Below are 11,279 nucleotides of genomic sequence, written 5' to 3'. Positions count from 1 at the left end.
TTTTTTTACTCATGATATATTCCTCCTAATTTTATACTTTTAATTATAGTAATTACATCTATCACATAAAAAACTTAGTTTAAAGTTTCTAATGTTTCGTTATAGTTGAATCATTGATAACAAGATGAAAACTTGCTACAGTTAGATGGTTAAGCTAAACCTAAGAGGGTCATGACAACGATAACAGCCATTGCTACCCATGAAGTAACACTTATACTAATAAATCCATTTTTGAAAGTGTCTTTCATCGTTAATCCCGTTAAATTGTTAAAAATAATCAAGAATCCAGAGTAAGGAACGATTGATAGAGCTCCAGATGAGATGGCAATCGCGCGGTGAATCGTTTCCGGATCTAATCCCATTTCCAAATAAATCGGTGCAAAATTCGCAACAGAAATGCCAATTGCTCCAACAGCAGAAGCAGTAATACCGCTTATAAGACCTGTACCAATCATTAATGAGAGTATCGGAGGTCCAGGAATGGATTGAATCAATTGAAATACACCCTTAAACGCAGGAACACTTGTTGCAATGCTACCAAATGCAATGGTACTACCAGTTGTTATCGTTGATGATAACGATTCGTTAGCACCTTGGCTTAATACCTCTTTTTGCTGAGCAATTTGTTTACGGAATAATATAGCACTCATTACGATCGCAACAATTAAAGCGACAATAATAATATTTTTCACAGAACTAAATATGAGTATTATGCCTAATAACACGATGATAGGCAGTAAACTGATAATGAATGATGGGAGCTTGCGTTCAGATGCCTCACTACTTTCAACCTTCTCATCCACATTAAATGTCTCGTTCATACGCAAGCTTTTGGACAAAGAGAATTTCATAAAGACTAGTATGAAGACAATCGCTGCGATGGAAGTGACGATTCCGATAAGCGGCGCAGCAGTCAATGTGGTTCCCAAAGCCGTTGAAGGCACAATATTGTGTAAGGAAGGTGCCCCAGGCAACATCGTCATAGTGAATGTTGAAGTCCCACCAAACACAGGAATGGCAACTAATTTCCACGAAATATTAAGTTGTCTAAAGATCGGTTTAGCCATGGGAATTAGTGCGAATATGATGACGAATACATTAATACCACCGTAAGTAAGAATGGCAGAAATAATAAATAATGCCACTAATGCGTTGTACGGGTTCTTGGTTCCTACCAGTGACAATATTTTATCTGCAATTGAAACCGTTGCCCCACTTTTATCCATGTATTTCGCTAATATAGAACCTAATAAGAATATCGCGAAATTGGATGCAACAAACCCAGCAAGTGCCGTCATATAAGAATTTTCTTTACCAAATACGGTTTCGAGTATAGGTACCCCGTTAAAGAGCAACACAACAATCGTCGCTATGGGTGCAGCAATGATGATATTGAACTTTTTAATAATGAAGAGAATGATTGTTAATATACCTAACAATATTCCCAGCAAACCTATTAGATCCATTTCTACTTTTCCCCCTTTATATTAAAAAATTAATCTTACAATAAGCTTTTAATTAAAATATCTCGGGTTCGAGATAAATAAAAATAATTATTTCATTTCCTGTCTGTTTTAACTGCTGCAACAACCATAGATGCACCAGTCATTACGGAATCCGTTGTTTTCAAATGATGTATCCTATTTCACTCCTAGTATTTAAAATTTTGTTCACAAATTCGACACACTTAGTATAACTCTTATGTTTATGCGAGTAAAATGAATAATCGGAATACTAACCATGCATTTTTTTCATAGATTGAGGAAGAGAGGGATGTTCAAATACCAGAAGATGTGCTAGTGGAAGATAATTTATATTCTGAAACGGTTGTTTTTGATGAAAATGAAACGGAAACGGTAGTGCCAGAGGAAGTAGAAACGGTATAATCGCATAACTTAAAAGAAAAATGCATCAGCATGGATAAGGGTGCTGATGCTTTTTCTTTGTCATATTATTAAAAGAAATCAATAAATGATGATTGCATTGCTGGGACCTTTTTTTCAAAAAGTTCAATTTCAAGCTTGGATCCTTTCAAGTATCCCATTTCAAAAAGCTCCATCGGCCTTTTGTAACCAAATAGAATCGCTGAAAGGGAATTGATATTTAAGCGAACCCCTTTTTTAGGAGGATGAACACATTGACCTCCGTTTTTTTCTTTAAACACCTTTATTTCTCCCTTACCAAGTAAATAGCTCCCATTGTTCCATGGTGCATGTGAATCTTCAAGATGCAGGAAAAGGGACTCATTTTCATGCAGAAACGGAAATCTCCGCAAACATTCCTCCGCATCGACGACCCTTGCCTTGACTTCGCCCCATGGATAAATCCAGGGGATTCTTTTTTAAACCTTCATCAAAGCCGCCTTTCGGCTGGGGTTCCTGGTCTTACTACTTCTCCAGTTCATTACGACATGGAGTAAAAACCACATACCGCAGCCCAATCATAGGCTCTACGCCATTGCCCTTTTAGCCTTATTGTGCGAGACAATAGGAGCTAAAAGGACTCGGTGATACTTTGTATCTTCTATTTACGGTAGTCCCCTATTTTTCGTTAGCTGTTTATTGACAGACTTGTCCAAAATATTCATGGCACCTACTACATTAATTGCTGTTTTGCACAGTTACGGACATACAAAAGAAACCATGGTTGTTACTGTTATCATGAATGTGATTAGTATATTCGGTTCCTTTATTGCTATCAAAGGATGGTTCGGCCTTCCAGTAACAGGTGTTGCTGGGGTTGCCTATGCCATGTTTGCTGCCCGGATTTTTATCATTGCAGACTTTTTTACTTTGTTTATAAACAACTAGCTTTAAAATTTCATATAAATGATATCTTTAAAATCTATGAAGTGAAAATGACAGAATTTAAGCAATCACTTCATATTGATCTAAATGATACAACTGATGGGGATCCTGCAAATGCGGTAGGTATAGTGATGGAATTTAGAGTCTTTCTTCCTCTTACAAGTATTGATACCAGTGTTATTCCGCAGTATATGGAGCCTTTTCCAATGATAAGTGGACAGTCGGCTTCAAGGGTAAGATACCTAACATTAAATGATAATATGGATAAGTACGGACGAGAATTCATGCTTTTGGATAATAAACAGTGGGATGCCCCTATAACAGAAAATCCAAAATTAGGATCAACCGAAATATGGTATCTAATTAACTTAACTACCGACGCACACCCTATTCATCTTCACTTAATTGATTTTCAATTATTAGACAGGAGAGATTTCGATGTAGAAAAGTATAACAAGGAGAGAATTATGAATTATACGGGTACGGCGATGTCTCCCGAACCATAAGAACTAGGACGGAAGGATACAGTAATAGCTAATCCTAACCAGGTAACTCGAATTATCATGAAGTTTGGACCCTATATTGGATTGTATGTTTGGCACTGTCATATCTTGGAGCACGAGGATTATGAAATGATGAGACCGTATATTGTTATCCGATAATAGTCAGTTCTCAAGGATTAACAGCTAATCTCTAATAAAGCGTTGAAAAGAGCAGGAAATGTATGACTTGAACTGTTCAAATACAACATCTGAATAGTCGAAAACCTAGTATATCCTTATAAACTGTTGTGAGGTGCAAGTGCTTTTCAAGAATTTCAAAAAATTCATCATCAATATTCTCCGAAAGTGAAAAATCCGTAACATTTTGCACCTCATTTTCATCCAACTCAAGTTTAAAATTCTCTACACTAACTTGTTTAATGCCGGCTCTTTTGAATAAGTTATACCATTCATTTTCAGTTAGTAATCGAGAAACTCCATAAAAATTAACGATAGATTTTAATTCATCTTCAGGAAGTGATTTTTCAAGTACCATTTCAATTGCAAGCAAAACACCATTTGGCTTTAATACTCTTTTAAATTCAGAAATTGTTAAGGAGACATCTGTAAAGGATATGACTGATTCTGAAAGAATCATATCAAATAAACCCTCATCGAAAGGAAGATTTTCAGTGCTCCCTTGCTTTACATCAATTGGCAAATGTAAGGATGAAAATCTTTGTCTAGCCTTATCCAACATGATTTTATTACAATCTAAGGAAGTAACATGACATTGGTACTGTTCTGCAATATAGGCAGAGGTTTGCCCTGTACCACACCCAGCATCAAGAATCGACTTTGTTTCATCTATTTTTTCCCTTGATAAGAGCTCTTTTGTTAGTTGAAGACCTCCAGGATGGGCACCTCCAACTCCAAATATTGCTAAACAATCAAGATAAGTGTAATTCAAATTCAATCCCATCCCTTCTAGAAATTGTACATTATTTTATGATAGTGGGATAAATTTGTTCACGATACTCTTATAAACACTAATGAACTTTTAAAGGCCTATTAGGGGGAAAATAGGAACCTTTTAAGGATGTCAGGAAGGTAAGGAAAAAGGTTTCGGAACGATTATATGATAAGTGCATAATGTATTTTAAACAAAATGTGTAGTTAGGGGGGCTGATATGGGCGTGATTAGAACAGATAAGTGGTTGCACGAATCATATCATAAACCAATGGAAATATGTGAAAAGTTAACAGTTCACTTTGAGGGTGCTCTACCTTCCGAAATCTACGATTACTTAACTCTACATGGAATGTATCATCCTTTTGGGAACGGAAACGATGTAGTGAAAAAATTACAAAAAAATAAAATATGGGAAATTGTACAAGAGGAAAGTCTACGACTTCAAAAAGTGTGGGAAGGACCAAATATCCCTATCTTTATTTTTCCATCAGATAAAAACAACCGAAAATTAAAACAGGACTTTAACGGAAAATCAGGTTTGGCCTTCAAGGATAAACTACTTTTATTTATTTCAGAGGATAACACGGAAAAGGAAATAAGGGCATTGTTTACACATGAGTATAACCATGTTTGTCGGTTATCCAATTTTCAAAAAAACGAAGAGGATTACGTATTGCTGGACACAATCATTTTAGAAGGATTAGCTGAAAATGCAGTACGTGAAAGATTGGGTGAAGAATACTTAGCTACTTGGACATCGTATTATTCCAATGAAGAGCTAAAGAAAATGTGGAAAAACTTAGTGCTCCCAAATAAAGATGTTCCAAAAAATGACCTTAAACATCAAAACATATTGTATGGATCACGTTTCTATCCGAAAATGCTAGGGTACTGTGTTGGGCATTACTTGGTTATGAATTATATTAAAGCAACTAACAAAACAAGTATAGATCTACTAAGTATCAAAACAGATCATATTGCTCAAATAAAGTGAAAGTATGATAAAATGGAAAAAACAGACGAAAAAAATTCTCGTCCGTTTTTTATTGGATCATGTAACGATCAAATGATCTTTTGTTGATCACTTTGAATGTAGTTTATCGGAATCTAGCTCCAATACCTAGCTGATCGAGGTTCTTGCGATTTATGCTTTAACTCTATTCTTTATAAATCTTACAACATAATTTTATGAACTACCAAAAGAATAGAGAAATTACAGCTAATGAAGCGATAAAACCTAGCGCAATTCCAGCGCCCCAGCCCCAGCCTCCATATCCAAACCCGCCTAGATTTCTAGGTCGTCCAATCGGTTGAAGAAAAACTCTGTTGTTGGAAACACGATGAATGATTCCCCTATGAATTCTCCCGTCATGGGTTCTAATTTCAACAGCTCTACCCATATGTCTGTGACACAGTCCATGATAATTTTCAACTGACATTTTTTCACCCCCATTTACTTATGACCATACGACATCATATGTATGGAAATAAATTTCGTAATGGACAAGTGTATAGGGTATTAGTGGAAACTTAAAATCTTCGAATTGATTTTCCTGCTTGCCTAATACAGATAAAAATGGTGGACATTAGGGTAAACCCGCTCCAACCCAATACCATAAAAGTGTCGTGGGTAATCCTCCTTTTCAGAAGCCCCAAATGCCATATCCTGAAATATTGCACTAAAATAAAATCCAAAAACCGTCATAACCAAGGAAGAAAAAGTTCATTTTGTCCATTTTCTAATTTATTTACTTTTATCAGCACTTGTCCCATTCAGTTTTATTCTGAGTGCATATGTTATAACTACCACCATAAGCAACATCTTGCATAAAGAAATACCTCCGAAGAGGCGTTTGCATGTATTGCAGACGCTTTTTTATTTTTAGTATTGTTTAAGCAAATCGCTGATTTTGTCCTAACACCATGATGCTTGTCCAATCAACCCTTGTCTTAAGGAATATATATACATAGCAGGTGTGTTATTCCTTCGAATAATCCAATAGGTGGTGAAAAATATGTGGGGATCATGTGGATATAGCGGCGGTTATAGCAACAGCGGTGGCTATGGCGGCGGTTCAACTTTTGTTTTAATCGTTGTATTGTTCATTCTGTTAATTATCGTACTGTCCAGTTGGTGTTAATGTTTAATGAACAAACGGTATGATTTTTGCCGAGTAATATCCTATATAAGCAAGTACTGGAGGTGTTATTCGTGGAAGAACATGGTCACGGTATGGGGCTCGTCGTGGTATTGTTTATTCTCCTTATCATTGTAGGAACTTCTTTTATGAGTGGCTACTAAATTGTACGGAACAAACGGCAGGTTTAGTTAATCTGTCCCTTTGTCATATTGTTTCTGAAATGAATGTAGGACTTTGAATTTGAAAGAAGAAAACGCAGATTCTATTAAGCAAATGATTTAAACATTGTTTCAAGGAGCCTATGGGCTCTTTTTTTTAATCTGCTGTGAAATAAAAAATTAAACAATGTGGCAGATATTCATATAATGACAGAAATGGCGTAAGAGGTGGGAAAATTGAAATTTAAGATAATACCATCAAAGCATGCGGAAGCAAACGAATTGTTAAAGATTCAAAAAGAAGCGTTTCATTCAGATTTAATTAAATATAAGGATTATCATACAAGTCCTGCAACTGAATCATTGGATTACTTTTTTTTTAGAATGCAAAATTCTTTGCACTATTCTATATTCGTTGATGGCAGGCTTGCAGGCGGAATCTGTCTTGTAAAGCAAGCAAAAGATCATAATTATTTGTATCGAATTTTCCTTGGCTCTGAGTTTCAAAATAAAGGATTAGGATCAAAAATTTTACAGGAATTAGAAAGGCAATTCCCTAAAGTTAAAAAGTGGTCACTTGATACACCTAAGGACAACCGTAGAAATCGCCATTTTTATGAAAAATTTGGCTATAAAAAAACAGGGGAGCAACAAGTTAACGAATACTTAACTCTTATTAATTATGAAAAGATTCTTTAACCTTTTTTAAGGCCCCTTTTATAAAGATTGATATTCTCAAAAATAAAGGCTCTTTTCGTAAAAGTTCATAAAAAATCATGAAATCATTAACTAAACTTCTTCGTCAGTACAATAAAAAAAAGGGAGCGTCATTGCCGCAGCAGTCCCCATCTTAAACTCTAGCATCCGTTACTTTAAGTACAAAATTTCAAAATGAAGTAACAAAGATTATTTTTGATAAAAGCTCAAAACGTGTTCCTCAAATCCATTAAGATCTGTTCCAGTTATTTCTTGAAGAGATCCATAAAAGTTTTTAGTGGTAGACGTTTCCATCAATAACTTAGGAATTATATTTTCACCATAGGTATTGATTAAATAGGCTACTGTAAAATAGCTCTGTAAGTAAGGATTTGCCCGTTTTGTTTGTCGAGCCTTTTCCCATTGATCGTGACTATCCAATTGTTTTAATTCAATGAAGGTCGGTTCAAAAGAATGAAAATCCAAAGGTTCCTCATTTTCCCCTACATATTCAGCAATACCTTCAACAAACCATACTGGAAGGTCATTAGTTCTCACTCCAATTTCGTCCAACTTCCTATATGTTGCAAAGTGGGTGTACTCGTGGAAAATACTCTTTTGAAAGAAATACAATGGAGTCTCCTTTTCTTGAATTATACTCACCATATCTTTTTCATTAACCCCAATTGCTATAACTTTATCAAAATCGGAATAAGACCCAGATATATCTTTTAAAGTGCTAAATTTTTTTAATTCATTTGAATCCATAAAAAGTAAATCCACAGGCTTATTTTTATAAATCCCCAGGTACTTTTTAGTTAACTGTTCAGCACGCTTTAAAGATTCTTTAGTTTGCGGAAGAATACCCTTTAGCCCTGGATTATAATAGACAGTAACATTGTACATCACTTTTTTATCGCTCTTCTTTTTAATTTCATCTTCAGAATCACTGTTGTAATTCAATGTTGATACGGCTTTAATCATATCCGCCAATTTAACCTCTGTACCTACTTTTTGAGACATTTCTTTTTGGAGTTCTTTCAGCACAATAAAAATAAAGAAGCTAACCAAAATTGTAATACTACAACCAACTATAAAGACAATTTTCAAAGATTTTTTTACTTTTAATTTCAATACTGCACCCACTTGTCTATCACTTTTTGAACTTGCTTACTATGAGTATCCCCATAGCTAAAGCTAGGGGTTTCGAAAGAATAGGCTTTAAAGCCACATTGTATTTGGTCTACAAAACCAAGTATAAGTGCTATTGACAAACATACTATTAGATTACCTGAAATAGCCATTGCAAAACCAAGTGCAATCATACTATATAATCGTATTGATTCGATTAACTTTCTATACTTTTCCATACTACACATCCTATTTTATATCTAATCACATTATCAAAATTCCATTTTCTTCTTTCACTAACCAACCACGTTAGTGAAACAAGATAAAAAGGCTACCTAAGTGGCCAAATTTTATAGAACTCATGGAACCCGCAAGTTCAACAATACAAAAAATTATTCAATATTCTTACCTTGACCATTAACCCCAATTAATTCATCAATCTTTTTATTTCTTTCTTGGTCTGATTCTGTTTTCGCATTCATAAACTTAATTACCTTGATTACAAAATAAATTCCAAAACCAGTAAAAATTAAATATGAAATAATTGGTAAAAAGGTTAAAAGAACAAATACCCCCTCTGATGCAAACAGTGTGCCACCATTATTAAACATATTACTCCTACCAAACGGTTAAATATACCAATATTATACATTATCAATAAATATAACTGCATTGTTCAACTCAAGCACCCTTTAGCTTAAGTTTAGTTCATCACAATGCAAAATAACACACCTGTCCAATCCACTATTTTGTATATACATAATTCATTACAAAAAAGATTATTAAAATGGAAAAAAATAAGATAAATAAAAAGGGGTAGTACATGATCAACGTTTTATTTGTGTGCCTGGGGAATATTTGCCGTTCACCGATGGCTGAAGCTTTGTTTCGTTACTTAGTCAAAAAAGAAAATTTGACAAACAAAATCGCAGTTGATTCCGCTGCAACCAGTTCATGGCAAATCGGCTTCCCTCCGCACGAAGGAACTCTTGATATTCTAAAGAAATACAATATCTCTTCCGATGGGCTTGTTGGACGCCGACTAAAGAAAGAAGACTTTTGGAAGTTCGATTATATTATTGGTATGGACGAAAGCAACATAAAAAGTATTTACAGGATAACCGGCAAGTCTAATCATCCAAAGGTCATTAGGCTACTCGACCTGACCAAATACAGGAAAGATGTCCCCGATCCATTTTACACAGGTGATTTTGATGAAACCTATCGTCTTGTTTCAGTTGGCTGCCGGGCATTACTCAATAAAATACGCAGCGAACAAAACTTATAGCAACAAGGCATCTATCTTAATGCGACGGTCAAAACAGTTTATTTCACTGAACCTATTTTTTGAAATTGTAAAATCCGGTTACTATCCTTCACAAACATTGCTCTGTTGAATAATAAACTATTATTAAGTTATCTTCTTCAAGACCCTATTTTAAACATATGATTGGATGCCCTCGAAGATTGTTTCTGAACAATCTTGAGGGTTATTTTTTGTATTAATAATATTTTTGCTGAAGCATAGACACTAACAGGCGGGTTTAGAGGGACGGGTTCCAGCTTTAACAACCTTCTACGTCGTGAATATTCCCGCATGTTTGGTTTTCCACCTAGAGAAGATAGTTGTCAGCTGTGGGAGAAATCCCACTAAAGGATAAACTCATAACTTAAAAGAAATCAATAAATGATGATTGCATTGCCGGGACCTTTTTTTCAAAAAGTTCAATTTCAGGCTTTGATCCTTTCAGGTAGCCCATTTCAAAAAGCTCCATCGGCCTTTTGTAACCAAAGAGAATCGCTGAAAGGGAATTGATATTTAAGCGGATCCCTTTTTTAGGTGGATGAACACATTGACCCCCGGTTTTTTCTTTAAACACCTTTATTTCTCCCTTACCAAGTAAATAACTCCCATTGTTCCATGGTGCATGTGAATCTTCAAGATGCAGGAATAGGGACTCATTTTCATGTAGAAACGGAAATCTCCGTAAACATTCCTCCGCATCAACGACCCTTGCCATAAAATAAGGGTGTAACTCTATTTTCACGTTGGGCTGCTGCAGAAAGTATGGAAAAGGATCCTGACTGGCAAGATGAATCGTTACGGTTTTGACCATGGAATCATGCTGGCAAATGAAATTCCATAGCCCAATTCTCGCTTCATGGTCAAGAGCAACCAGCTCCTGTACCTCCATTTTACTTTCCTTCACATTGTAAAGCATATAGCCCGTAGCTTCTTTGTCTGAACGATAATAGACAGCAACCTGCGAATTTTCATCATAAACGTGTTGTTCCCACCAACGGGTGTCACGTTTTAACATACCTGTATATTGCGTGCAATAGTGTTGATAAATCTTTTCTATTTCTTCATTATGGGTCTCTTTTGAAAATCTTCTAATAGCACCTTGCTGCGGTTCGAGGAACTTAAGGTCTATTTTTTCAATCGTGATTTTTTTCGTTTCAGTTAAGATCTCCCATCCATATTTTCGATAAAAAGAAATATCAAACGGGTGTAAAAGCGATACAATCTGATCATTATTTCGCATATGTTTTAAGGAATCAACCATGAGTGTTTTCACGTATCCGTTTCGTCTATATTCCGGGTATGTAGCCACCCCTGCAATGCCGCCCATTTTCCATTCCGCATCTCTCATGAAAATACTTAGCGAGTAAATATGTAGTTTGGCAGCGAGAATGTCCTTATCCCATATCCCTAAAACTTTTTGGTTTCGTAATCCTTCTAATCTAGCTGGTATATCTGATTCCGGAACCTTATATTGAAACGCATACATGGACAGATTCAATGATTCTATGTAATCCTCTTCTGTCAGTTCTCTAACCAACATTAAGCTTCATCCCCTTTTCATGAACGTATATAAAATTTCGGTACG

At 35.4% G+C, this 11,279-nt stretch carries 14 protein-coding genes and 1 pseudogene; 7 read left to right on the top strand and 8 right to left on the bottom strand.

The genetic code is table 11. The features are described 5' to 3' along the window. Positions 1-149: 149 nt before the first annotated feature. On the bottom strand, positions 150-1,466 hold the full coding sequence (locus BDR01S_RS07915) for a GntP family permease (protein ID WP_066250597.1): 1,317 nt from the start codon (positions 1,464-1,466) through the stop codon (positions 150-152). Between the two features lie 488 nt (positions 1,467-1,954). After that, positions 1,955-2,275, bottom strand: coding sequence for a sterol carrier protein domain-containing protein (locus BDR01S_RS07910; RefSeq protein ID WP_066250592.1), 321 nt, complete (start codon positions 2,273-2,275; stop codon positions 1,955-1,957). 310 nt (positions 2,276-2,585) lie between these two features. Between BDR01S_RS07910 and BDR01S_RS07905 the strand changes: the two genes are divergently transcribed. Both BDR01S_RS07905 and BDR01S_RS26635 read left to right on the top strand, forming a co-directional pair. After that, positions 2,586-2,810 (top strand): hypothetical protein, encoded by a 225-nt coding sequence (locus BDR01S_RS07905; RefSeq protein WP_174523437.1) that lies wholly within the window; start codon positions 2,586-2,588, stop codon positions 2,808-2,810. Between the two features lie 125 nt (positions 2,811-2,935). Then, a pseudogene (locus BDR01S_RS26635) lies at positions 2,936-3,469 on the top strand (multicopper oxidase domain-containing protein); the annotation flags it as partial. Between the two features lie 76 nt (positions 3,470-3,545). On the opposite strand, the gene BDR01S_RS07895 reads toward BDR01S_RS26635, so the two are convergent. After that, on the bottom strand, positions 3,546-4,265 hold the full coding sequence (locus BDR01S_RS07895; protein WP_235846517.1) for a class I SAM-dependent methyltransferase: 720 nt from the start codon (positions 4,263-4,265) through the stop codon (positions 3,546-3,548). A 214-nt stretch (positions 4,266-4,479) separates the two neighbouring features. Here BDR01S_RS07895 and BDR01S_RS07890 point away from each other — a divergent pair, with 214 nt between their 5' ends. Beyond that, positions 4,480-5,256 carry a DUF2268 domain-containing putative Zn-dependent protease gene (locus BDR01S_RS07890; protein ID WP_066250584.1) on the top strand — a complete coding sequence of 259 codons (777 nt, stop codon included), beginning with the start codon at positions 4,480-4,482 and terminating at the stop codon, positions 5,254-5,256. A gap of 199 nt (positions 5,257-5,455) precedes the next feature. Here the strand turns inward: BDR01S_RS07890 and BDR01S_RS07885 are convergent, their stop codons facing one another. After that, a complete protein-coding gene (locus BDR01S_RS07885) occupies positions 5,456-5,701 on the bottom strand; it encodes a hypothetical protein (protein ID WP_066250581.1) in 246 nt (81 codons plus the stop codon). 576 nt (positions 5,702-6,277) lie between these two features. Between BDR01S_RS07885 and BDR01S_RS24825 the strand changes: the two genes are divergently transcribed. The 3 genes from BDR01S_RS24825 to BDR01S_RS07875 all read left to right on the top strand — a co-directional run bounded on the left by BDR01S_RS24825 (position 6,278) and on the right by BDR01S_RS07875 (position 7,260). After that, a complete protein-coding gene (locus BDR01S_RS24825) occupies positions 6,278-6,403 on the top strand; it encodes a YjcZ family sporulation protein (protein WP_082797343.1) in 126 nt (41 codons plus the stop codon). A 71-nt stretch (positions 6,404-6,474) separates the two neighbouring features. After that, entirely contained in the window at positions 6,475-6,564 is a 90-nt protein-coding gene (locus tag BDR01S_RS07880) for a YjcZ family sporulation protein (RefSeq protein WP_066363100.1), read from the top strand. A gap of 225 nt (positions 6,565-6,789) precedes the next feature. After that, positions 6,790-7,260: a GNAT family N-acetyltransferase gene (locus BDR01S_RS07875; protein ID WP_082797342.1), complete on the top strand. Its 471-nt coding sequence runs from the start codon at positions 6,790-6,792 to the stop codon at positions 7,258-7,260. Positions 7,261-7,467: 207 nt separating this feature from the next. Here BDR01S_RS07875 and BDR01S_RS07870 read toward each other — a convergent pair whose 3' ends face one another. The 3 genes from BDR01S_RS07870 to BDR01S_RS07860 form a co-directional block, all read right to left on the bottom strand. Next, complete coding sequence (locus BDR01S_RS07870; RefSeq protein ID WP_066250573.1) at positions 7,468-8,391, bottom strand: peptidase MA family metallohydrolase; 924 nt, start codon at positions 8,389-8,391, stop codon at positions 7,468-7,470. After that, the gene (locus BDR01S_RS07865; RefSeq protein ID WP_066250570.1) at positions 8,388-8,627 is read right to left on the bottom strand and encodes a hypothetical protein; all 240 of its coding nucleotides are present in this window, start codon (positions 8,625-8,627) and stop codon (positions 8,388-8,390) included. The genes BDR01S_RS07870 and BDR01S_RS07865 overlap by 4 nt, the downstream gene beginning before the upstream one ends. Before the next feature lie 153 nt (positions 8,628-8,780). Next, the gene (locus BDR01S_RS07860) at positions 8,781-8,999 is read right to left on the bottom strand and encodes a hypothetical protein (protein ID WP_066250568.1); all 219 of its coding nucleotides are present in this window, start codon (positions 8,997-8,999) and stop codon (positions 8,781-8,783) included. A gap of 212 nt (positions 9,000-9,211) precedes the next feature. Between BDR01S_RS07860 and BDR01S_RS07855 the strand changes: the two genes are divergently transcribed. Next, a complete protein-coding gene (locus BDR01S_RS07855) occupies positions 9,212-9,676 on the top strand; it encodes a low molecular weight protein-tyrosine-phosphatase (protein WP_066250565.1) in 465 nt (154 codons plus the stop codon). Between the two features lie 382 nt (positions 9,677-10,058). On the opposite strand, the gene BDR01S_RS07850 is transcribed toward BDR01S_RS07855, so the two are convergent. Next, entirely contained in the window at positions 10,059-11,234 is a 1,176-nt protein-coding gene (locus tag BDR01S_RS07850) for a GNAT family N-acetyltransferase (RefSeq protein ID WP_066250562.1), read from the bottom strand. Positions 11,235-11,279: the final 45 nt, after the last annotated feature.

Origin of the sequence: Neobacillus drentensis NBRC 102427 (genome assembly GCF_001591445.1) — a bacterium.
In the GTDB taxonomy this organism is placed as follows: Bacteria; Bacillota; Bacilli; order Bacillales; family Cytobacillaceae; genus Neobacillus; species Neobacillus drentensis.
This window is presented reverse-complemented; position numbering and strand designations above follow the sequence as displayed.

Bases quoted from the DNA above. Each gene is read 5' to 3' on its own strand.
- BDR01S_RS24825 (WP_082797343.1), top strand. From the start codon at position 6,278: ATGTGGGGATCATGTGGATATAGCGGCGGTTATAGCAACAGCGGTGGC.
- BDR01S_RS07860 (WP_066250568.1), bottom strand. From the start codon at position 8,999: ATGTTTAATAATGGTGGCACACTGTTTGCATCAGAGGGGGTATTTGTT.
- BDR01S_RS07905 (WP_174523437.1), top strand. From the start codon at position 2,586: ATGGCACCTACTACATTAATTGCTGTTTTGCACAGTTACGGACATACA.
- BDR01S_RS07890 (WP_066250584.1), top strand. From the start codon at position 4,480: ATGGGCGTGATTAGAACAGATAAGTGGTTGCACGAATCATATCATAAA.
- BDR01S_RS07915 (WP_066250597.1), bottom strand. From the start codon at position 1,466: ATGGATCTAATAGGTTTGCTGGGAATATTGTTAGGTATATTAACAATC.
- BDR01S_RS07865 (WP_066250570.1), bottom strand. From the start codon at position 8,627: ATGGAAAAGTATAGAAAGTTAATCGAATCAATACGATTATATAGTATG.
- BDR01S_RS07850 (WP_066250562.1), bottom strand. From the start codon at position 11,234: ATGTTGGTTAGAGAACTGACAGAAGAGGATTACATAGAATCATTGAAT.
- BDR01S_RS07855 (WP_066250565.1), top strand. From the start codon at position 9,212: ATGATCAACGTTTTATTTGTGTGCCTGGGGAATATTTGCCGTTCACCG.
- BDR01S_RS07885 (WP_066250581.1), bottom strand. From the start codon at position 5,701: ATGTCAGTTGAAAATTATCATGGACTGTGTCACAGACATATGGGTAGA.